The 22,211-nt window shown below is 71.6% G+C and carries 16 protein-coding genes and 1 pseudogene; all 17 read left to right on the plus strand.

Features of this window, described 5'->3' with window-relative positions:
* Nucleotides 1-1,338 (plus strand): amidohydrolase family protein (locus VGW35_26660; GenBank protein ID HEV8311258.1); only part of this gene is annotated, 1,338 nt, incomplete at its 5' end.
* 2 nt (nt 1,339-1,340) lie between these two features.
* Entirely contained in the window at nt 1,341-1,817 is a 477-nt protein-coding gene (locus VGW35_26665) for a GAF domain-containing protein (protein HEV8311259.1), read from the plus strand.
* Nucleotides 1,818-1,819: 2 nt separating this feature from the next.
* Nucleotides 1,820-2,635 (plus strand): creatininase, encoded by an 816-nt coding sequence (locus VGW35_26670; protein HEV8311260.1) that lies wholly within the window; start codon nt 1,820-1,822, stop codon nt 2,633-2,635.
* Nucleotides 2,636-2,653: 18 nt separating this feature from the next.
* On the plus strand, nt 2,654-3,832 hold the full coding sequence (locus VGW35_26675; protein ID HEV8311261.1) for an agmatinase family protein: 1,179 nt from the start codon (nt 2,654-2,656) through the stop codon (nt 3,830-3,832).
* A 100-nt stretch (nt 3,833-3,932) separates the two neighbouring features.
* Nucleotides 3,933-5,174, plus strand: a complete 1,242-nt coding sequence (locus VGW35_26680) for an ABC transporter substrate-binding protein (protein HEV8311262.1) — start codon at nt 3,933-3,935, stop codon at nt 5,172-5,174.
* A gap of 194 nt (nt 5,175-5,368) precedes the next feature.
* Nucleotides 5,369-7,078, plus strand: a complete 1,710-nt coding sequence (locus tag VGW35_26685; protein HEV8311263.1) for an NAD(P)/FAD-dependent oxidoreductase — start codon at nt 5,369-5,371, stop codon at nt 7,076-7,078.
* The gene (locus VGW35_26690; GenBank protein HEV8311264.1) at nt 7,075-8,925 is read left to right on the plus strand and encodes an ABC transporter permease; all 1,851 of its coding nucleotides are present in this window, start codon (nt 7,075-7,077) and stop codon (nt 8,923-8,925) included. The genes VGW35_26685 and VGW35_26690 overlap by 4 nt, the downstream gene beginning before the upstream one ends.
* Nucleotides 8,922-9,698, plus strand: a complete 777-nt coding sequence (locus VGW35_26695) for an ABC transporter ATP-binding protein (protein ID HEV8311265.1) — start codon at nt 8,922-8,924, stop codon at nt 9,696-9,698. The genes VGW35_26690 and VGW35_26695 overlap by 4 nt, the downstream gene beginning before the upstream one ends.
* Nucleotides 9,698-10,426: an ABC transporter ATP-binding protein gene (locus tag VGW35_26700; GenBank protein ID HEV8311266.1), complete on the plus strand. Its 729-nt coding sequence runs from the start codon at nt 9,698-9,700 to the stop codon at nt 10,424-10,426. The genes VGW35_26695 and VGW35_26700 overlap by 1 nt, the downstream gene beginning before the upstream one ends.
* 139 nt (nt 10,427-10,565) lie before the next feature.
* Nucleotides 10,566-11,441 carry an FAD binding domain-containing protein gene (locus VGW35_26705; protein ID HEV8311267.1) on the plus strand — a complete coding sequence of 292 codons (876 nt, stop codon included), beginning with the start codon at nt 10,566-10,568 and terminating at the stop codon, nt 11,439-11,441.
* Complete coding sequence (locus VGW35_26710) at nt 11,438-14,170, plus strand: molybdopterin cofactor-binding domain-containing protein (GenBank protein HEV8311268.1); 2,733 nt, start codon at nt 11,438-11,440, stop codon at nt 14,168-14,170. Before VGW35_26705 ends, VGW35_26710 begins: the two co-directional genes overlap by 4 nt.
* 56 nt (nt 14,171-14,226) lie before the next feature.
* Nucleotides 14,227-15,762, plus strand: a complete 1,536-nt coding sequence (locus VGW35_26715; protein ID HEV8311269.1) for a hypothetical protein — start codon at nt 14,227-14,229, stop codon at nt 15,760-15,762.
* A 173-nt stretch (nt 15,763-15,935) separates the two neighbouring features.
* Nucleotides 15,936-17,120 (plus strand): amidohydrolase family protein, encoded by a 1,185-nt coding sequence (locus VGW35_26720; protein HEV8311270.1) that lies wholly within the window; start codon nt 15,936-15,938, stop codon nt 17,118-17,120.
* A gap of 157 nt (nt 17,121-17,277) precedes the next feature.
* A complete protein-coding gene (locus VGW35_26725) occupies nt 17,278-19,809 on the plus strand; it encodes a glycogen/starch/alpha-glucan phosphorylase (GenBank protein HEV8311271.1) in 2,532 nt (843 codons plus the stop codon).
* Entirely contained in the window at nt 19,806-20,375 is a 570-nt protein-coding gene (locus VGW35_26730; protein ID HEV8311272.1) for an amino acid synthesis family protein, read from the plus strand. The genes VGW35_26725 and VGW35_26730 overlap by 4 nt, the downstream gene beginning before the upstream one ends.
* 193 nt (nt 20,376-20,568) lie before the next feature.
* Nucleotides 20,569-21,354: pseudogene (locus VGW35_26735) on the plus strand (CoA-transferase).
* 20 nt (nt 21,355-21,374) lie between these two features.
* A complete protein-coding gene (locus tag VGW35_26740) occupies nt 21,375-22,070 on the plus strand; it encodes a CoA-transferase (protein HEV8311273.1) in 696 nt (231 codons plus the stop codon).
* The last annotated feature ends 141 nt before the right edge of the window (nt 22,071-22,211 follow it).

A 22,211-nucleotide genomic window follows, 5' to 3' on the forward strand; every position in this document is an offset into this window, starting at 1 on the left:
TACGATCTGGTGCTGCGCGGGGTCACCGCGCTCACCGCCGACGCGGCCCGACCCGTCATCGAGGACGCCGTGATCGGCGTCCGGGGGGACCGGATCACCTTCCTGGCGGGCGCCCGGGAGGCGCCGTCGCCTCTGCGCGCCACCCGCGTTCTCGCCCTGGACGGGCGGGTCGTGACGCCGGGGTTCGTGAACGTCCACACCCACGCGATCCTCACCATGGTCCGGGGTCGGGCGGAAGACATGGGCTTCGCCCCGGCCTACACGCCCGGGGTCCCGCGGGGGAGCGACGTCGATCCCGACGAGGCCCGCGCGCTGGCGCGGCTGGGGGCGCTCGAGGCCATGCTGTTCGGCTCGACCCTCATCAACGATACGTACGTCCACGCCGACGCGACAGTCGAGGCCATGGCCGAGGTGGGGCTGCGGGTCTACACCTGCGGGCGCATCCACGACGTGGACTTCCGGACGGTCGCCGACGGCCGCTGGGACCACGACGACGCGATCGGGGAGCAAACGCTGGGGGCGGCGGTGGCGCTGGCCGAGCGATGGCAGGGGAAGGCCGAGGGCCGCATCGGCGTCCAGCTGAGCCCGCATGCCCCCGACACCTGCTCAGACGTCCTGCTCCGAAAGGTCGCCGAGGCCGGCCGGACCCTCGGCCTCCGCGTGAACATCCATCTCGCGCAGAGCCGGGTCGAGGTGGAGCGGGTCCGCCAGCGGAGTGGCCGGAGCCCGGTCGAGGTGGTGGCTGACGCGGGTCTCCTGGACGACCGTCTCATCGCCGCTCACTGCATCTTCCTGACCCCGGCCGACATCGTCCGGGTCGGACGGGCCGGGGTGACCGTCGCCCACGTCCCCAAGGGAAACGCGACCGGAGGCATGCTGGCGCCCACCCCCAGGCTGCGTCGCGCCGGGGCGCGGCTGGCTCTCGGAACCGACAACATGCACGCCGACATGATCGAGGTGATGCGCTGGGCGCTCGCGGTGGCGCGTATCCAGGAAGGCGCCGTCACCGAGGAGTGGCAGCCCGGGGTGGCGCTGGAGATGGCGACCGTCGAGGGTGCCCGGGCCATGGGGCTCGCCGGCGAGCTCGGCACGCTGGCGGTCGGGAAGAAAGCGGACCTCGTGGTCGTGGACTTTCGGCGTCCCCACCTCACCCCATGCCTGAGTCCGCTGGGGAACCTCGTCCACACGGCCCAGGGGCGGGACGTCGAGATGGTCGTCGTGGACGGCCGGATCGTCGTGGAAGGGGGCCGGGCGACGCTGGTGGACGAGGAAGAGATCCGGCGTCACGCTGCCGCCGCGGCGAAGCGGCTCTGGGAGCGCGTCGGCACACCGGGGTAGGCATGGGGCGTAGGGAAGACGCGATCGACAGGTTCCAGGGCCTCCTCCGGGACCTGCTCGAGGAGACCCGGGCCAGCCGGACCACGATCCGGGTCGACGTGCCGGCGCTCGGCTTCCACGTAAACGCGCCGGCGGCCGAGGCCCGGGCGCCGGGCGTCCGGTCGATCCTGACCGAGACGTCCCTCGACCAGCGCCGGGCGGTCGCCGTGAAGTGGCTGGAGAAGAACCGCCGGGTCTTCGTGGAGAACGACTGCCTCCACGCGGCTCCCGAGGTCGCGCCCGAGCGGGAGGTCACGGACGTCTACGGCATCCGCTCGGAGATGGTGGCACCCCTCGTTCGCGGCGATGTCCTGCAGGGATGGGTCTCGGTCCACGACACCCGAGGCCCCCGGCAGTGGATGGACCGGGAGGTGCGGGCTCTCGAGGAGACCTGCCGCAAGCTCCTGGCCGTGCTCGAGACGATCGGAATGGAGGAGTGAGCATGGACCGAAACGTGCGCATCGCCGAGGTCACCTGGATGGAGTACGCCCGCCGCGTCGCCGAGGAATCGCCTGTGATCCTGCTGCCCATGGGCGCCCTGGAACAGCACGGGCCGCACCTCCCGATGAACTGCGACGTTGTGATTCCCACGGCCCTGTCCGAGCGGGTGGCGGCCCGCGTCGGCGGCCTGGTCGCGCCGCCGCTTGCCTACGGCTACAAGTCCCAGCCCCGCTCGGGCGGCGGCAATCACTTCCCCGGCACCACCAGCCTCGACGGCGCCACGCTGACGATGATGGTGCGCGACCTCATCCGGGAATTTGCGCGCCACGGGGCGCGGAGCCTGGTGGTCATGGATGCCCACTACGAGAACATGATGTTCGGGATCGAGGGGATCGACCTCGCGCTGCGGGAGCTGCAGCTGGCGGGTGTCAGCGACCTGAAGGTCATGCGGGTCGCCTACTACGAGTTCACCTCCGAGAGCACCGTGGCCAAGGTGTGGCCGGACGGCTTCGGCGGGTGGGCGCTCGAGCACGCCGGGGTGATGGAGACTTCCGTGATGCTGTACCTCAAGCCCGAGACCGTGCACATGGAGCGGGTTCCCGAGCATCCGCCGGCGAGCTTTCCGCCCTACGACGTGTACCCCGTCAACGAGAACAACGTGCCCGGGGTCCCGTCGTCGGGCGCCCTGATGTCGGCCAGGCTCGCGACGCGGGAGAAGGGCGAGCTCCTGTTCGAGGAGTGGGTGCGGGGGATCTCGGCAGCCGTGGCCCACGAGTTCAGGGGCTCGCGGAAGCCGGCGGCCGTCGCCCGGAGCTGACCGAGGAGCGATGATCTGATGCCCGATAGACGGACCGGCGAGTTTCGAGGCACCCGCAACCTCCGCCGACTTTCCCGGATCCCCCAGACGAAGCAGGCGGACGAGGTCCGCCGGACCCTGAAGCTGGGCCTGGAGGCGGCCGACTCGATCACGGACCGCACGATCTCCCTGTTCAGCCGAGGCCACCAGCCGGCCTTCGCCGGCATCAACACGTTCATGAAGGCGCCCTACTGCGAAGACGTGCGGAAGGTCCGCCGCTTCGAGGCGGCCTTCGTCGGCGTTCCCTTCGACACCGGCACCACTTACCGGCCGGGCGCGCGGTTCGGCCCCCAGGCGGTCCGGCGAATCTCGGCGCTCTACGACGGCTACTCGGTCGACGGTGCCGTGGATCTGGCCGAGGAGCTGGACCTCTGCGACGCGGGGGACGTCTTCGTGATCCCCGGCAACATCGAGAAGACGTTCGACCAGGTGACGAAGGCCATCTCGCACGTCTACATCTCGGGCGCGTTTCCGATCATCTGCGGGGGCGACCACAGCCTGGGCTTCCCCAACGTGCGCGGGATCGCGCCCCACGTTGCCGGGAACGTCGGCATCATCCACATCGACCGGCACCTCGACATCCAGGAAAAGGACATGGACGAGCGGATGCACACGACCCCCTGGTACTGGACGACGCACGAGCCGACCACCACGACCCATCGCGACCACAGCCACATGCACGACGTCGGCTTGCCGAACTGCCGCCCCGAGAACCTCGTGCAGATGGGGATCGGTGGCTGGTACGGATCCCGCCCAGGCGTCGCGGTCGCGCGCCACCGTGGGACCCGCGTGTTGACCATGACGGATATCCAGGAGCTGGGGCCCGCCAGGGCTGCCGAGGTCGCGCTCGAGCTGGCCTGGAAGGGCTGCAAGGCCGTCTATCTCTCGTTCGACATCGATTCGATCGATCCCGGCTTCGCGCCCGGAACCGGCACGCCGGAGCCCGGGGGCCTCTTGCCACGGGAGGCTCTCGAGATGGTGCGACTGATCGCCCGCGAAGGCCTGTGCGGGATGGAGGTCGTCGAGGTCTCCCCTCCCTACGACGTGAACGACAACACCGCCCAGCTCGCCTGCCGGGTGATCCTGGACGTGCTGGGAAGCCTGGTCGTCGAGCGGAAGCTCGGCCATCGCGCGAAGGCGGGCAAGCAGAAGAAATGAGTCCCGGGTGGAGCCCCTGCGAAGAAATAAGTGCGCCGGCGCCTCGCCGACCCTGTGATAGGGTGAAGACCGCGATCGCCGTCGAGAGGAGGATTCCCGCATGAGAGCGCTCCCGCGCATTCCCACCTTGACGCTGGCCGTGGTGCTGGCGATCGCGCCCTCCGGGCTCGCCCAGGGGCCGATCAAGATCGGAGAGATCAACTCGTACTCCGGTGTCGGCGCCGCCTTCACGGCGCCCTACCGGGCTGCCCTCGAGATGGCGCTCGACGAGATCAACGCCAGGGGTGGCGTGCTCGGCCGCAAGATCGAGGTCGTGTTCCGGGACGACAAGCTCCGGCCCGACGAGGGCATCAAGCACGCGCAGGAGCTCGTGTTCCAGGAGAAGGTCGACTTCCTGATGGGGACCTTCTCCTCGGCCGTCGGGCTGGCGGTGTCGGATTTCGCCAAGAAGAACAAGATCGTGTTCCTGGCCGCCGAGCCCCTGACCGAGGCTCTGACATGGGAAAAGGGGCATCGCTACGCCTTTCGGGTCCGTCCCCACACCTGGGCCCAGGGCCGGATGCTGGCCGACCGCGCGGCCAAGCTCCCCTATAGCCGGTGGGCCAACATCGGGCCCGATTACGAGTACGGCCACAAGGCCTGGGAAGGCTTCTGGAACCGTCTCAAGGAGCTCAAGCCCGGCCTCACCGAGGTCTCGTCCTCCTTTCCCAAGCTCGGCGCCGGGCAGTACCTCGACCACATCAACAAGCTGGTGGCCGCCAACCCCGAGGCGGTCTACACCTCGCTCTTCGGGGGCGACTGGATCGCCTTCGTCAAGCAGGCCACCCCGTTCGGACTCTTCGCGGGTGAGCGCAAGAAGTTCGTCGTCGGCATCCTGCTCGGCGAGCCGGAGTACATCGACCCGCTCGGGAAGGATGCGCCCGACGGGATGCTGGTCACCGGCTATCCCTGGTACGGGATCGACACGCCGGCCCACAAGGCCTTCGTCGAGCGCTACGGCCGGTTCGTGAGCCAGAAGCACCCGTCCCTGGCGAAGTATCCCTACCAGGGCTCGCTGGTCGGCTACATCACGATGATCTCCATGGCCGAGGCCATCCGGAAGGCCGGGACCACCGACGCCGAGAACGTGGTCAAGGCCATGGAGGGCCTGAAGGTCGACACCCCGACCGGCCCGATCACCTTCCGCGCCTCGGACCACCAGTCGACGATGGGGGCGTGGGTCGGCACGACTCGGTTCGATCCGCAGCGCGGCGTCGCCGTCATGGCGGACTGGGAATACGTGCCGGGCGAGAAGATCCTGCCGACGGACGAGGAAGTGAAGAGGCTCCGCCCCGGGAACTGAGCCATGTGTCGGAGTAACCCGGCGCCCACCACCAAGCGCGTGGTGGATCGAGGCGTCCTCCGAGCGGCGGCTTCGCCGCCGCCACGACGGGGGGGCATCGGGGGGGTCTTCCGAGACCCCCCCGAAATGACCGGGGGGGCATCGGGGGGGTCTTCCGAGACCCCCCCGAAGTGAACTGAGCCTCTATCGGGGGCATGGTCCGAACCCCGCTCCTGCGATCCCTCGTCCGGCTCGCGATCGACCACCGGCTGGCCTGGGAGCGCGGCGTCACGCCGGAGGCGATCCGGGCCGCGCGGGCGGCGGCCCTCGATCGCTGGCGCCGCGACGGGCCGCCACCGGTCGGGCTGTCCCGCCGCGACTTCCTGGCGCGAGCAACCGGGGCCGCGGTGGCGCTCGGCGCCCTGGCGGGGCTCCCGGGCTCGACCGAGGCCGCGGCCCGTGGAGCCCGCGCGGCCCGTGCGCCGCGCGCGCCGCGGGTGCCGCGCGTCGCCATCGTCGGGGGCGGCCTGGCCGGGCTGACGGCCGCCCTCACCCTCGCCGACGCCAGGGTCCGCTCGACCATCTACGAGGCATCCGACCGGGCCGGCGGGCGCGTCCACTCGAACACCCGCAATTACTGGCGCGACGGGCAGGTCAGCGAGTGGTGCGGCGAGCTGATCGACACCGACCACAAGGTCGTCCTCGGCCTGGCCCGGCGCTTCAAGCTTCCGCTCGCTGACCTCCTGGCGGCCCAGGCGCCGGACGCCGAGGAGACCTACTACTTCGCGGGGCACCGCTACCCGAAGGCCGAGGCCGACCGTGACTTCCAGCCCGTGTACCAGGCGCTTCGCCGGGACATTCAGGCGGCCGGCGCCCGGACGACCTACGCCAGCAGCAGCCCCGCCGGGGTCGCCCTCGACAACATGAGCGTCTACTCGTGGATCGCCTCCCGCGTGGCCGGTGGGCATGCCTCCCCGCTCGGCCGTCTGCTCGAGGTGGCTTATCGGATCGAGTACGGCGCCCCGACCGCCGAGCAGTCCGCCCTGAACCTGGTGTACATGCTGGGCGAGCAGCCCAAGCCCGGAAGCCTCTCGATCTTCGGCCTCTCCGACGAGTGCTATCGTCTGAGAGACGGCAACGGCGAACTCCCGCGGGCGATCGCGGCGGCCCTGCCGCCCGGGACGCTCCGGCTCGGGTGGCGGCTCGTCGCCCTCGCGCGGAATCCCGATGGGAGCCTCACGCTGACGTTCGACACGTCGCACGGCGTGGCGACGGCCCGGGCCGATCATCTCATTCTCGCCCTGCCATTCGCCGTGCTGCGGACGCTCGATTACAGCCACGCGGGCTTCGACGCCCTCAAGGACCGGGCGATCCGGGAGCTCGGGCGCGGACGCAACGTGAAGCTGCACCTCCAGTTCCGGACCCGCTACTGGAGCCAGCCGGGACGCGAAGCTGACACCGGGCTGTCCTTCTCCGACACGGGGTACGAGAACACGTGGGACGCCTCCCGCGGCCAGAGCGGCGCCAGCGGGCTCCTCGTCTGCTTCATGGCCGGCGATCTCGACCACGCGGGCGGCGCGCCCTACAGCGACGCCGGCTCCGACCCGAGGGTCGCCGAGCAGGCTCGGGCGATTCTGCGCCAGCTCGAGCCGGTCTGGCCCGGCATCACCGCCCAGTGGAACGGACAGGCGACGCGCTCGGCGGCCGCGCTGGATCCCAACGCGGCGTGCTCGTACTCTTACCTGCGAGTCGGGCAGTACCACGCCTTCGGCGGATACGAGGGCGTCCGCCAGGGCCACATCCACTTCGCCGGCGAGCACTGCTCGCCGGACTATCAGGGCTTCATGGAGGGCGCCGCCGCCCAGGGGGCGCGGGCGGCGCGCGCCGTGCTGGACGACTTGAGGGGCAGGCGGACGGGCCGTTGAGCCTCAGTCAGTTCGCCCTGCAGAGCCTCGCGGGCCTGGCGAACGCGATGTTCCTCTTCCTGGTCGCCGCGGGGCTTTCGCTGATCTTCGGCGTCTCCCGCATCGTCAACTTCGCCCATGGCTCCTTCTACATGCTGGCGGCCTATCTCACCCACACGCTCCTCACCGTGCTGCCGGAGTCGCCGGTCCGCTTCGGGCTCACCCTCATCCTCGCTCCGGCCGCGGTGGCGCTCCTCGGGGCCGCCATCGAGATCGGCCTCCTCCGGCGGATCTACCACGCCCCCGAGCTCTACCAGCTCCTCCTCACCTTCGGCCTGGTGCTCATCGCGGGCGACGCCGTCCGGTACATCTGGGGAACCGAGAACCGGAGCGTCCCGTTGCCACGCGCGCTCGCCGGCGCCGTCTCGGTGCTGGGCCAGCCGTTCCCCGCCTACTACGTGCTGGTCGTGGCGCTCGGCCCACTGGTGACGGCCGGGCTCTGGTGGATCTTCCACCGGACCCGGTGGGGCGTGCTGGTCCGGGCGGCCACCGCCGACCGGGAAATGGTGTCGGCGCTCGGCGTGGATCAGCGGTGGCTGTTCACGACGGTCTTCGTGTTCGGGTCGTGGCTGGCCGGCCTCGGGGGCGCGCTGGCCGCGCCTCTGGTGGGGATCACGCCGGGGATGGACACCGCCGTGATCGTGGAGGCGTTCGTGGTCGTCGTCGTGGGCGGGATGGGGAGCTTCGCCGGGAGCCTGCTGGCCGCGCTCCTGATCGGGGAGCTCCAGTCCTTCGGGATCCTGGTCCACGAGCGCGCCTCGCTGATCCTGATCTTCCTCCTGATGGCCGTCGTCCTCGTCGTGCGCCCGTGGGGACTCCTCGGTCGGCCGACGGCCGGTGAGGGAGCAATGGGCGCTCGGTCCGGAGGGGCGCAGGCGTGGCGGGGCCCCCTGGGGCCCGCCTTCGCCTGGACCGCGGTCGGGGTGGCGGGGCTGGCGCTCCTGTCGGCGGCGGCCCCCGCGTTCGTGCTCCTGGTCGGCGCCGAGATCCTCGCGCTCGCGCTGGTGGCGTCGAGCCTCCACCTCTTGTGGGGCTACGGAGGGATGGTGTCGTTCGGCCACGCGGCGTACTTCGGCCTCGGCGCCTACGGGGCGGCTCTCGCGCTCCTGAAGACTGGCCTGCCGATGCCGGCGGCCTTCGCGCTCGGCCCGCTGGTGGCGGCGGCGGCCGCCGCGGTCTTCGGCGTCTTCTGCGTCCGCCTCACGAGCATCTACTTCGCGATGCTGACCCTCGCGTTCGCCCAGATCGCCTACACCGTCGTCTTCCAGTGGTACGACGTGACCGGCGGGGACAACGGGCTCCTCGGCGTGTGGCCGCCGCGCTGGCTCGGCTCCCCCGCGCGCTACTACCTGTTCGCGCTGGCCGCCACGGCCCTCGGCCTGGCCTTCCTCTTCTGGGTCACCCAGAGCCCGCTCGGCCTGACCCTCCGGGCCATCCGCGACAACCCGCGCCGCGCCGAGGCGGTGGGGATCAACGTCCGGCTCCACCAGTGGCTGGCCTTCGTCCTGGCCGGGCTGGTGGCCGGGCTCGGCGGGGCCCTCTACGTGTTCCAGAAGGGGAGCGCTTTCCCGAACTACCTGTTCGTGGACAAGTCGATCGAGCCGCTCGTGATGATTCTCCTCGGCGGGGTGAGCGCCTTCTTCGGCCCGCTGTTGGGCGCGGCGGTCTTCAAGGCGCTGGAGACCCAGGTCACCGCCTACCTCCACTACTGGGGCGCCGTGCTGGGCGGTATCCTCACCGCGCTGGTCGTGCTGTTCCCCCACGGCCTGCTGGGGACGATCCGCCGAGGGAGACAGATCGCCGGGTGACGACGACGGGAGCGGGCGAGGACGGGTCCGCGGCGCCCCTCCTGGAGACCCGCGGGCTCCGGAAGAGCTTCGGCGGGATCGCCGCGGTGGACGGCGTGGACCTCCGCCTCGAGCGGGGCGAGGTGCGGGCCCTCATCGGGCCGAACGGCGCCGGGAAGACGACGCTCTTCAACCTCCTGACGGGGCATCTGCGCGCCGACGGCGGCACCGTGCGCTTCCGAGGCCGGCGGCTCGACGGCCTGGCCCCCTACCGGATCTGGCGGCACGGTCTGGCGCGTACCTTCCAGATCCCCGCGGTGTTCAGCAACCTCACGGTGCTGGAGAACGTGCAGGTCGCCCTGGTCTCGCGGCGGCGGCGGACGCTGTCGCTGGTCGGTTGCGCCCGGAGGATGGAGCGGGAGAGCGCTACCGGGCTGCTGAGCCGCGTGGGGCTGGCCGGCCAGGCCGGCCGTCCGGCCGGCGTCCTGCCGTACGGCGACCTGAAGAAACTCGAGCTGGCGATCGCGCTCGCCAATGAGCCGACCCTCTTGCTGCTCGACGAGCCGACCGCGGGGATGGCCCCGGCCGAGCGGCGCGAGCTGATGGCGCTGGTGGAGACGCTCGGCCGCCAGAGCGGTCTCACGCTGCTCTTCACCGAGCACGATATGGACGTCGTGTTCGCCGTGGCCGACCGGATCACCGTCCTCCACCAGGGCCGGATCATCGCCGACGGCGGGCCGGCTCAGGTGCGCGCCGATGCCGACGTGCAGCGGGTGTACCTGGGGGAGCTGTGATGCGGCCCGGCGACCGCGCCGCCCGCCCGACGCTGGCGGTAGAGGGCCTCCACGCCTACTACGGGCTCTCGCACGTCCTCTTCGGCGTCTCGCTCAGGGCGAGCCCGGGCGAGGTCGTCGCCCTCCTCGGCCGGAACGGAGCGGGCAAATCGACGACGCTCCGGGCGATCATGGGCCTCCTGCCGCCCCGGGCGGGCCGGGTGGTGCTCGACGGCGAGGACATCACGGGCTGGTCGCCGCATCGCGTGTGTCGGCGCGGCCTGGGCTTCGTGCCCGAGGATCGCCGGCTCTTCCCGGACCTCACGGTCCGCGAGAACCTCGAGGTTGGCCGGCGCGCGCCCCCCGACGGGGAGGGTTGGACGCACGAGCGGATCTACGAGTTCTTGCCCATCCTCGCCGAGCGCCGCGAGCAGAGAGCCGGAACGCTGTCCGGCGGCGAGCAGCAGATGCTCGCCATCGCCCGGACCCTCATGGGGAACCCCGTGATCCTGCTCCTCGACGAGCCCTCGGAGGGACTGGCGCCCGTGGTGGTGCGCATGTTGCTGGATCGGCTCCTCGCCCTCAAGGCCCGCGGCCAGACGATCGTCCTGTCCGAGCAGAACCTCCGCTTCGCCACGCGGCTCGGCGATCGCGCCTACATCCTCGAGCAGGGTCATGTTCGGTACGAGGGCACGATCGGCGAGCTTCAGGCGGACGAGGCCGTGCGCCGCGCCTATCTGATGGTATAGACTACCACGCGGTCCACCTGGCCTCGGCCGTCACCGTCGGCGGGGAGGTGACACAACCGCGGGTCTTCGCATCCTGGGACCGCGGCCTGGAAAGGGCGGCGAGGAGGGAAGGGTTGGAGCGGCTCCGCCTGAGGACACGATGAGCTACCAGCGGGCGCGATCGCTGGCGGAGATCGAGGCCGCGGTGGTCCGCGCGAAGGCGGGCCTCACGATCTTCGCCGGGGGAACCGACCTCATGGTGCGCGCCCGGGAGCGGGTACGGATCGGACCGGTACTCGACGTGGGAGAGGTGGCCGAGTTCCGCCGGGTGGCGGTCGAAGGGGACGAGCTCGTGCTCGGTGCCGGCGTCACCTACGCGGACTGCCTGGCGGATCCCCTCATCCGGCGCTGGGCGCCGCTCCTCACGCAGGTGGCGGAACGGTTCGCCTCGCCGCCGATCCGCAACGTGGCGACGCTCGGCGGCAACGTGGCCAACGCCTCGCCGGCCGCCGACGGGGTCGCCGCGCTGTGGGCGCTGGACGCGCGGATCGAAGCGCTCACTCCCGACGGCCCGAGGTCGTCTCCGATCGAGGCTGTCGTCCTGGGGCCGGGCCGGCTCGGACTGCCGCCGGGGAGCGTGCTCACGGCGTTCCGCGTGCCCGGCCGGGCCGGGGCCGAGGGCACCGGCTTCTACAAGCTCACGAACCGAGCGTGGCCGGAGCACCCGATGGCGATCTCGGTCGCCAGCGTCGCGGCACGCCTTCGACTCGACGCCGCGGGACGGATCGCCCTGGCCCGGCTGGTGCTGGGCGCGGTGGCGCCGACGCCCGTCCGGGCGGCTCGGGCGGAAGCCGCGCTCCTGGGTCAGGTTCCCACCCCCGCGCGGATCGGGGCGGCCGCCGGCGCCGCGGCCGAGGCGGCCTGTCCGATCTCGGACCTCCGCGCTTCGGTCGAGTATCGCCGGGAAGTGCTGCCGGCGCTCGCGCTGGCGGCGCTCGAGACGGCCGTGGAGACCTGCGGGCGGGCCGAGCCATGAGCGAGACCTGCCTCACGGTGAATGGCGCCGACGTCTGCGTGGCGCTCGCGACGCCGAACGGGAGCCTGCTCGACCTCCTCCGCGAGGGCCTCGGCCTCACGGGCACGAAGTCCGGATGCGTCGAGGGCGAGTGCGGCGCCTGCGCGGTGTGGGTGAACGGCCGCGTGGTCGACGCCTGCCTCTTCCCCGCGGCCAAGGCCGAGGGCGCCGTGGTCACGACCATCGAGGGACTGGCGCCCGCCGATGGCCCGCTTCACGTGGTCCAGGAGGCGTTCATCCAGGCCGGGGCCGTCCAGTGTGGCATCTGCATCCCCGGCATGGTGATGGCGGCGGTCGCCCTCCTCGAGGCGAATCCCGCCCCCACGCGGGCGGAGACGCGAGCCTGGCTTTGCGGTAACCTCTGCCGCTGCACGGGGTACACCAAGATCCTCGATGCGGTCGAGCTCGCCGCGCGCTGGCGGCGCGAGGGGCGCGTGCCGGCGCGGCCGGCGGGCGCGCTCGGACGGCCGGCTGCCCGGATCGACGCCGAGGCGAAGGTCCGGGGCACCGCGCTCTACGGCGACGACTACCAGCCGGCCGGCTGTCTCCACCTCCAGATCGTCCGGAGTCCTCACGCCTACGCCGAGCTGCTCGGGATCGACGCCGGGGCCGCGCTCGCCCGGCCGCGCGTGATCGGGATCCTCACGGCGGCGGACGTCCCGGGCCAGAACGCCTACGGGATCCTCGTCGAGGACCAGCCGGTCTTCTGCGACAGGGTCGTGCGCTACGCCGGCGACGCGGTGGCCGCGGTCGTGGCCGAGACGCGCGCCGATGCCGAAGCCGGAGCGGACGCGGTGCGCGTTCATTACCGGCCACTCGAGCCGCTCCTCTCGGCCGAGGCCTCAGGCCATTCCGGGGCGCCGCTCCTGCACCCGGCCGGAAACCTCCTGGCGCGGCCCGCCGTCCGGAAGGGAGATGCCGCCCTCGGGCTCGCCCGGGCGTCGGCCGTCGTGGAGGGCACCTGGCACACCCAGTGGATCGAGCACGCCTACCTGGAGCCCGAGGCCGGGATCGCCTACCGCGAAGCCGACGGAACGCTCACGCTGGTCGTGTCGACTCAGACACCGTACATGGATCGCGACGCGACGGCCAAAGTCCTCGGCGTCCCGCCGGAGCGGGTCCGGGTCATCCAGGCCGTGACCGGCGGCGGCTTCGGGGGAAAGCTCGACCTCTCGGTGCAACCCTATCTCGCGCTGGCCGTCGCGAAGTTCGGGCGGCCGGTCAAGTGCACGTTCAGCCGCGAGGAGTCGGTGCTGGCCACCGTCAAGCGCCATCCGTACCAGGTGGGCGTCCGGCTCGGCGCCGACGCCGCCGGGCGCTTCACCGCCGTGGACGTCGAGATCACCGGCGACACCGGCGCCTACGCGTCGTGGGGGCCGACGGTCATCACCCGCGCGTGCATCCACGCCGTCGGCCCCTATACGATTCCCCACGTCCGGGCCCGGGGGTTCCTCTGGTACACGAACAACCCGCCGGCCGGCGCGATGCGTGGCTTCTCGACGCCACAGGTGGCCGTCGCCACCGAAGGCGCGATCGACCTCCTCGCCCTGGAGCTCCACCTGGACCCGATCGAGCTCCGGCTCCGGAACGCGCTGCGGCCGGGCGGCGCGACAGGCACCGGCCAGGTGCTCGAGGGAAGCGTCGGTCTCGTCGAGACGCTGGAAGCGGTACGCGAGAGACGCCGCCAGCTGGCCGTCCAGGACCCGCTGCCTCCGGAGGACGGGCCGTGGGTGCTCGGCGAGGGCGTGGCCGCGATGTGGTATGGGATCGGCAACACCGCGCTCTCGAACCCGGCCGAGGTGCGGGTCGAGCTGGAGGCGGACGGGCGGATCCACCTCTACACCTCGGCGGCCGACATCGGCCAGGGCTCCTCGACCATCCTCTGCCAGGTGCTCGCCGAGGCGCTCGCCTGTGACCTCGACGCGGTCCGGTTGACCGCGGGGGACACGCGGCTCACGCCGGATTCCGGGAAGACCTCGGCGAGTCGGGTCGCCTTCATCGTGGGCAACGCGGTGCGCGACGCCGCCCAGGCCCTCGCCAAGACGGCGGCCGCCGAGGGTGCGGCCTTGCTCGGCGTCCCGCCCGACCGCGTCCGCGTCCGTCGCGGTCGGGTGGAGCGGGCGGATGGAGGCGGTACGGTCTCGCTCGGCGAGGTGGCCCGGGCGATCCGAGAGCGCGACGGCCAGGGGGTCTTCCGCGGCTACTTCGATCCCCAGACGACGCCGCTCGACGGTAACGGGCAGGGCAGCCCCTACCAGACGTACGCGTTCGCGACCCAGCTCGTCCAGCTCTACGTGAACCGCCGGACCGGCGAGGTCCGTGTCCGCCGCGTGATCGCGGCCCACGACCTCGGCCGTGCCATCAATCCGCAGGCGGCCGAGGGCCAGATCGAGGGCGGGATCGTGATGGGGCTCGGCTTCGCCCTCACCGAGGAGTACGTGCGCGGGCGGACGCTCAACTTCTCGACCTACCTCATCCCCACGACGCTCGAGGTACCGGAGATCGTGCCGATCCTCGTCGAGTCCCACGATCCCTTCGGGCCCTTCGGCGCCAAGGGGGTCGGCGAGCCGGCCATGATCGCGACCGCGCCCGCCGTGCTCAACGCCATCTCCCGGGCGATCGGCCGGCGGATCTGGCGGCTGCCGGCCACGCCCGAGCGCGTGTTTGGAACGCTCCGGGAGCGCCCGTGAGTCGGCCGGGTTCCATCGCCCGGACCCGATCACCACGCTGGTCCGACGGAGCGCCCGTGATCGGGCCCGGCGCGACGGTCGACGGTCGCCTGGCCCGGGCGCTCGGGCTCGGCCTGGCCATGCTCGTCGCGCTCGTCTCCGCCCTCGCCGGCGCTCAGGGGCCCGCCCCGCTCCTCGTCCGGATGGACGAGCGCGGGTTCACGCCGGTGGCCCTCGAGGTCAGGCAGGGAGACGTCGTCACCTTCGAGAACCTCGGCCGCGAGCCACGCTGGCCCGCCTCCCACATTCATCCGACCCATCAGGTCTACCCCGAGTTCGATCCCCGGCGGGCCATCGCGCCCGGCGAGAGCTGGATCTTCCGGTTCGATCGGGTCGGGGCCTGGAACTTCCACGATCATCTGAACCCAGACCTCACGGGCACGATCGTCGTGCGGGAGCGCGGGCAAACCCCGACGGCGAAGGGGATCGACCCGATCGGGAAGCTCCGGGCGCTCCTCGGCCGGGGCTACGAGACCATCCTGGTGAGCGCGGGCCGCCTCTACTACTGGGCGTTCCCCGATGAGTGGGGCCGGACGCTGGCGGCCCTCGGGGTTCGCGAGACGGCGGACCGGGAGGAGGAGCTGCGCTACTGGCTCGCCCTGGCCGGCCCCGAGGCGCTCATGGCTAAGCTCCTCCAGGACTCGCGGGGCGGGTCGATCTTCGACTGCCACCACGCCGCCCACCAGATCGGCCGGGTAGCCTACGGCCTCTACGGCGCCCGGACCTTCCAGCGGGGCGACGCCTCCTGCCATGCGGGGTACTATCACGGCGCGATGGAGGCCTTCCTCCAGGAGCGAGGCACGCGGAACCTGGCCGCCGAGATCGAGCAGCTCTGCAACGACTTCGGGACGCGCTTCGGCAAGTTCCAGTGTTTCCACGGGGTGGGGCACGGCGTCATGGCCTACGAGGGCTACAACCTCCCGAAGGCTCTCGAGGGCTGTGGCCATCTGGCCACCGCCTACTCGCGCGGCGCCTGCTACGAGGGCGCCTTCATGGAGAACTTCGTGGCCGGCCAGGGGTTCGGGGCGCTGGCCGGTCACCGGACGCCCTGGCTCAGCCGCGACCCGCACTTCCCCTGCAACGGGATCAGCCAGGACCCCGGGCTCCAGTTCCACTGCTACCAGATGCAGACGAGCTGGATGCTCTTCCTCTACCAGCTCGACTTCGAGAAGGTGGCCCGGGAGTGCCTGCGCGCGCGGCCGGACATGATTCCGGTCTGCTTCAAGAGCTTCGGCCGCGACGCGGCGGCCCAGAGCCGGCGAGATCCGGCGGAGATCGCCCGGCTGTGCGGCCGGGTGCCCCGCGTCCGAGAGGCGCCCGACGCCTACGAGCAGTGCGTGACGGGGGCCGTCAACGTGGTCGTCGACTTCTGGGGGGGACGGCTCCGGGACCAGGCGAGCGAGCTGTGCCGTCGCGTCGACGATGCCGCCAAGCGCACGTGTTATGCTGTCGTCGTCAGCCGGCTGTTCGACGTCTTCGCCACTTCGGCCGAGCGACGGCAGGTCTGCCTGAGCTTCGAACCCGCGTACCAGGAGCTGTGCCAGCGCGTCTGAGATCAGCCGGAGGGGGCCTCGCCGGCCCCCTCCGGGACCTCCCCCACCTCTCGGGTTGGGTGGGTGGGCCCGCGGGCAAAGCCCGCGCTCGGAGCGGAACGTCAGATGTTGGCCGTCACGACTGAGCGCGAGAGCCGTCCACCCAGCGATGGCCGAGGGTCTGGAGGAGCGGCATGAAGACGGTCATCCGCGGCATCGGCCAGATCGTCTCGGGCGACATCGGGGCGCCGCTCCTCGACGGCGATGCCATCGTGTGCGTGGACGGGAAGATCGTCGGGGTCGGCCGCGAGTCGGCGGTGGACGCGGACGGCGCCGACACCGTGATCGACGCCCGGGGCAGCGCGGTCACGCCGGGACTCATCGACTCTCACGTGCACCCCGTGTTCGGCGACTTCACGCCGCGCCAGCGCGCCCTCGACTTCCTCGACTCGGAGCTCAACGGCGGGGTGACGACGATGATCTCGGCCGGTGAGGTCCACCTGCCGGGCCGGCCCAGGGACATCGTCGGCCTGAAGGCCCTGGCCATCGTGGCGGCCAAGGCGTACGCGAACTTCCGGCCGGGCGGCGCCCGGGTTCACGCCGGGGCGCCGATTCTCGAGCTCGGGATGACGGAGGACGACTTCGCCGAGATGGCGCGCGCGGGCGTCCGGCTGGTGGGCGAGATCGGCCTCGGCTCCGTGCGGACGGGCCGGGACGCCGCGCCCATGGTCAAGTGGGCCAAGCAGCACGGGATGACGGTGACCATCCACACGGGCGGCCCCTCCATCGCCGGGTCGAGCCCCATCAACGCCGAGACGGTGCTGGAGGCGGACCCCCACGTGGTCGGCCACATCAACGGCGGGACCACCTCCCTGAGCCCGCCCGAGATCGAGACACTGGTGGCGGGAAGCCGGATGGCCCTCGAGATCGTCCACTGCGGGAATCCGCGGACCGCCCTCCACGCGCTCCGGGTGGCCCGGGAGGCGGGTGCCTGGGACCGCGTGATCCTGGGCAACGACGCGCCGTCGGGCACCGGCATCGTCCCGCTGGGGATCCTCCGGACGCTGGCCCTCCTGGTCGCGCTCGGTGACTGTCCGCCGGAGGTCGCCATCGCGATGGCGAGCGGCAACACCGCCCGCGTCTACGGGCTCGACGTCGGGCGCATCGCCCCCGGCCGCGCGGCGGACTTCACGATCCTCGACGCCCCGGTCGGGTCGGTCGGGAAGACGGCGCTGGAGGCGCTCCGGGCCGGCGACCTGCCCGGGATCTCGATGGTGCTGACCGACGGGGTTCCGCGGATCGGTCGGAGCCGGAACACGGCGCCGGCGGCGCGCGCGGCCGAGGTCACCCGGGGCCAGGCGCCGGGTGGTGGCCACTGATCCAGTGGGCTCCTGGAGGCCGACACGTCCTATGACTCTATGACTGCCATCCCGCACCAGTCGAAGCGCTCCGAGCGCGGGCTTTGCCCGCGCAACCTCTTCACGGGTGAGGAATCGGAGGGGAGCGCAGCCCCCCTCCGAGATACTTGAGCCGCGCATGAGCGAGACTCAGGCGGCGCGCGACGGGGCGGCGGAACGCCGGACGGGGGAGATCCCGACTCCGGCCCCCGGGCGGCTCGACATCGACGGCATCGTCGAGGCCTTCGCGCACCGCATGATGTACTCGGTGGCCAAGGACGAGTACACGGCCTCGACCTTCAACGTCTACCAGGCGCTGGCCTACGCGGTCCGCGACCGGGTGATGGAGCGGTGGTTCCGCACCCAGGACGCGTACTACCGGAACGACGTCAAGCGTGTCTACTACCTCTCGATGGAGTTCATGCTCGGCCGGGTGCTGCTCAGCAACATCCTGAACCTCGGCGCCTACGAGGCGTACAGCGCGGCCATGGAGCGTCTCGGCTACCGCCTCGAAGAGGTGGCGGAGGAGGAGGCGGAAGCCGGCCTCGGCAACGGGGGCCTGGGCCGGCTGGCCGCTTGCTTCCTCGACTCGGCGGCGACGCTCGGGCTGCCCTTCTACGGGTACGGCATCCGCTACGAGTACGGCATCTTCGCCCAGACGATCGTGGACGGCTTCCAGGTCGAGGCGCCGGACAACTGGCTCCGGTTCGGCAACCCCTGGGAGATCGCCCGGCCGGATGCCGTCTATCCGGTTCGGTTCTACGGGCGGGTCGAGTATCGCCGTGACGAGCACGGCCGCGACCGCTTCGACTGGGTCGACACGGACCGTGTCATGGCCATGGCCTACGACATGCCCGTGCTGGGCTACCGGAACGACACCGTCAACTCGCTCCGCCTGTGGGGGGCCAAGTCCACTCGCGAGTTCGACCTGGCCATCTTCAACGCCGGCGACTACGTGCGGGCCGTCGAGGACAAGGACCGGACCGAGAGCATCTCGAAGGTGCTCTACCCCTCCGACGAGAAGCGAGCGGGCAAGGAACTGCGCCTGCGGCAGCAGTACTTCTTCGTCTCGGCCACGCTCCAGGACGTGATCCGCCGGTTCAGGAAGGTCCATCGGCCCTGGGACCTTTTCCCGGCCAAGGTAGCCATCCAGCTCAACGACACCCACCCGGCTCTCGCCATTCCCGAGCTGATGCGGGTGTTGATCGACGAGGAAAACCTCGAATGGGACGCGGCCTGGGCGATCACCGAACGGGTCTTCGGCTACACCAACCACACGGTGCTGGCCGAGGCGCTGGAGCGCTGGCCGGTCGAGCTGTTCTCACGTCTCCTGCCGCGCCACTCCCAGATCGTGGAAGAGATCGACGGGCGCCTCCGGGCGGTGGTCCGCGCGCGGTATCCGGGCGACGAGGAGCGGCTCCGGCGCATGGCCATCGTCCGGGACGAGGGGGAGCGCCGGGTCCGGATGGCGAACCTCGCCATCGTCGGGAGCCACTCCGTCAACGGGGTCGCCGCGATCCACACCGAGCTGTTGAAGACCTCGACGTTCGCCGACTTCCACGAGCTCTTCCCCGGGCGCTTCAGCAACAAGACCAACGGCATCACGCCGCGGCGCTGGCTCCTCCAGGCGAACCCCCGGCTGGCCGGGCTCATCACCGAGGCGATCGGCGACCGCTGGGTGACCGATCTCAACGAGCTGGCGCGGCTCTCGGCCTTCGCCGAGGATGCCGGCTTCCGGGCCCGCTGGGCCGCCGTCAAACGCGGCAACAAGCTGGCCCTGGCCGACGTCGCCCTCCGGGACGGCGGGCCCGTCCTCGACCCCGACACCCTCTTCGACTGCCAGGCCAAGCGCATCCACGAGTACAAGCGCCAGCTCCTCAACGTGCTGCACGTCCTCGCCCTCTTTCACCGGATCCGCGAGAATCGGGCGGGCGACGCGCCCTCGCGCACGGTGATCTTCGCCGGCAAGGCCGCCCCCAGCTATGTCTTCGCGAAGCTCATTATCAAGCTGATCCACGCCGTCGGCGATCTCGTGGCGCGGGACCCGATCGTAGCCGGGCGGCTCCGGGTCGTCTTCCTGCCCAACTACGGCGTCTCGATGGCCGAGCGGATCTTTCCGGCCTGCGAGCTGTCCGAGCAGATCTCCACGGCCGGCTTCGAAGCCTCCGGGACCGGGAACATGAAGGCGGCCCTCAACGGCGCCCTCACGATCGGGACCCTGGACGGCGCCAACGTCGAGATCCGGCAGGCGGTGGGACAGGGGAACATCTTCATCTTCGGTCACACGATGGCGGGGATCGAGGCGCTCCGGGAGAGCGGCTACGATCCCCGGGCGTGGATCGAGCGTACCCCGGAGCTCGCGCGGGCCATCGCGACGATCCGGGACGACGGCGAGCTGGGGCGCGCCTACCCCGGACTGTTCCGGCCGGTGGTGGAGGCGCTCACGGGCGAGGACCGGTTCCTCCACTGCGCGGACTTCGCGTCGTTCGCGGAATGCCAGACCCGGGTCGCCGAGACCTACCGCCGCCCCGAGGACTGGACCTGGATGTCGATCCGGAACGTGGCCGCGATGGGCCGCTTCTCGAGCGACCGCACGGTCCAGGAGTACGCCCGCGAGATCTGGGGGGCCACGCCCTTGCCCATGAAGCGCCCCGATCCGGAGGGATCATGAACATCCGCAAGCTGGTCACGATCGTCGAGGAGATCCGCGCGGACGGCCGGAAGGCGGCGGCGCGCCCGATCCGCAAGGCGGCGGCGGTCGCGGTCGTCGAAAACCCGTTCGCCGGCCGGTACGAGGAGAGGCTCGAGCCCTTGATCGAGGTGGGCGAGGAGCTGGGCGGGCTGCTCGGCAAGATGGCCGTCGACGCACTCGGCGGAAGGCCCGAGAGCTACGGCAAGGCCGCCATCGTCGGGCTCGACGGCGAGTACGAGCATGCGGCGGCCATCCTGCATCCGACGCTGGGGACGCCGTTCCGGGCCGCCGTGGGCGGCGGCAAGGCGATCATCCCGTCGGCGAAGAAGCTGGGGGCGGCCGGCACCGCCATCGACGTGCCGCTCCACTACAAGGACGCGGCGTTCGTCCGCAGCCACTTCGACGCCATGGAGGTGCGGGTGCCCGACGCGCCGCGGCCCGACGAGATCGTCGTGGCACTGGTCGTGACCGACGGCGGCCGGCCCCACCCGCGGGTCGGCGGCCTGACCAAGGCCGAGGCGAAGGGCGAGGATGGCCTCCGGTAGATCATGGGAGGGGGCCGTGGTTGGGCGGCCTTCGCCCGTCGGGGCCCCCTCCCAGACCACCCCAAAGGAGGGGTTGCGCGGGCGAAGCCCGCGCTCGGAGCGGAACACCAACCGTGGGCGGTTGCGCCATCGCGTGGCGCCTGATTCACCCGATAAGCTCCTAGCGCTGAGGCCGAGCTGATCCATGAAGCTGATGAGCCTCGCCGAGGCGGCCGCGCTCGTCCCGGACGGCGCCCACCTGACCCTCGGCGGGGTCATGCTCCACCGGGTCCCGGCCGCCTTCGTGCGCGAGCTGGCGCGCCAGGGCCGCCGCGGCCTCCGCCTGTCCAAGCCCTCGCCCTCCTACGATCTCGACCTTCTCTGCGCCGCCGGCTGCCTGGCCGAAGTCGACGCCGGCATCGCCTCGCTGGAGTCGGCGTTCGGCGGGATGCTCCCGAGTTACCGCCGGGCCGTCGAGGCGGGCCGGGTCCGTGTCCGCGAGTTCTCCTGAGTGGGCGTCATGACGGGGCTGCGGGCCGCATCCCTGGGCGTGCCGTTCGAGCCGCTCCCCGGCCTCAAGGGGACCGACCTGCCGGCCGTCGCCGACTTCCGCACGGTCAAGGACCCCTGGACCGGCGAGGAGGTCTACGTGGTGCCCGCGCTTCGCCCCCAGTGGGCGATCCTGCACGTCCAGGAAGCTGACCAGCGCGGGAACGCCCGGATCTATGGATCGCCGGGCTACGACCTCCTGATGGCGCAGGCGGCCGACCGTGTGATCCTGACCGCCGAGCGGGTCCTCTCCACCGAGGAGTTCGCGCGGATGCCGGAGCTCACGCGGATTTCCGAGCTCGGCGTCGCGGCGGTCGTCGAGGCGCCCGGCGGAGCGCGGCCCGGCGACTGCGCGGGATGCTATGACGTCGACGAGGACGGCGTCCGGCGTTATCTCGACGCGGCGCGCGCTCCGGAGAGCCTGGCAGCCTACCTCGCGTCGATTCCGTGAGCGTGGGTCCTCCGGAGCTGATGACGATCGCGCTGGCGCGCTGCCTGCGCGACGGCGAGGTGGCCTGCCACGGCGTGAACTCGATTCTGGCCTCGCTGGCGCTGCTCCTCGCCCGGCGTCTCCATGCGCCGGCCCTCCGCCATGTCGCCATCGGGGGTGGACTCGACGCGGCCCCCGCCACGGTGCCGAGGTCCTCGTCGGGCCCCGGGTGGCTGGCCGGCTCGCCGGTCGTGCTGTCGAACGTGGATGTGTATCAGCTCGCGCTCCGGGGCCGGATCGACGTGATGCTGCTCGGCGCGGTCCAGGTCGACGCCCGGGGGCGCGTGAACTCGACCGTCATCGGGCCGTTCGATCATCCCAAGGTCCGGCTGCCCGGCGGCGGGGGAGCGGCCGTGCTCTTCCAGGTGGTCAAGCGCATCGTCGTCTACCGCACGCGTCACGACGCGCGCTCCCTCGTCCCCGCCGTCGACTTCGTCACGGCCGTGGGCAACCTCGAGCGGGTCGTCACCCCACTCGCCGTCTTCCGCCAGACGCCGGATGGCCTTCGGCTCGAGGGCCTCATGCCGGGCGTGACGCTCGACGAGGTCCGCCGTCAGACGGGCTTCCCGGTGGTGCCGGCCCCGGACTGGGCCCCTGTGCCGCCCCCCACTCCCGACGAGCTGACCGAGCTCGAAGCGCTCGATCCCCATCGGCTCCGGGATCTGGATTTCCAGTGACTTAGGAGGCGTCGCATGAGATTCGGCCTTCGCCTGCCGACCTTCGCCCTCGGGCCCCGCACGGCGTCGCTCGCCGACATGGGGCGCTACCTCAGGCGGGCGGAGGCGCTCGGCTTCGAGGCGGCGGTGACGATCGACCAC

This window comes from Candidatus Methylomirabilota bacterium, from assembly GCA_036005065.1.
Lineage (GTDB): Bacteria > Methylomirabilota > Methylomirabilia > Rokubacteriales > DASRDR01 > DASYQW01.

Coding starts and splice junctions, on each gene's coding strand:
- VGW35_26730 (HEV8311272.1), top strand. CDS start 19,806: ATGAACATCCGCAAGCTGGTCACGATCGTCGAGGAGATCCGCGCGGAC.
- VGW35_26720 (HEV8311270.1), top strand. CDS start 15,936: ATGAAGACGGTCATCCGCGGCATCGGCCAGATCGTCTCGGGCGACATC.
- VGW35_26710 (HEV8311268.1), top strand. CDS start 11,438: ATGAGCGAGACCTGCCTCACGGTGAATGGCGCCGACGTCTGCGTGGCG.
- VGW35_26705 (HEV8311267.1), top strand. CDS start 10,566: ATGAGCTACCAGCGGGCGCGATCGCTGGCGGAGATCGAGGCCGCGGTG.
- VGW35_26740 (HEV8311273.1), top strand. CDS start 21,375: ATGACGATCGCGCTGGCGCGCTGCCTGCGCGACGGCGAGGTGGCCTGC.
- VGW35_26680 (HEV8311262.1), top strand. CDS start 3,933: ATGAGAGCGCTCCCGCGCATTCCCACCTTGACGCTGGCCGTGGTGCTG.
- VGW35_26685 (HEV8311263.1), top strand. CDS start 5,369: ATGGTCCGAACCCCGCTCCTGCGATCCCTCGTCCGGCTCGCGATCGAC.
- VGW35_26670 (HEV8311260.1), top strand. CDS start 1,820: ATGGACCGAAACGTGCGCATCGCCGAGGTCACCTGGATGGAGTACGCC.
- VGW35_26675 (HEV8311261.1), top strand. CDS start 2,654: ATGCCCGATAGACGGACCGGCGAGTTTCGAGGCACCCGCAACCTCCGC.
- VGW35_26665 (HEV8311259.1), top strand. CDS start 1,341: ATGGGGCGTAGGGAAGACGCGATCGACAGGTTCCAGGGCCTCCTCCGG.
- VGW35_26700 (HEV8311266.1), top strand. CDS start 9,698: ATGCGGCCCGGCGACCGCGCCGCCCGCCCGACGCTGGCGGTAGAGGGC.
- VGW35_26725 (HEV8311271.1), top strand. CDS start 17,278: ATGAGCGAGACTCAGGCGGCGCGCGACGGGGCGGCGGAACGCCGGACG.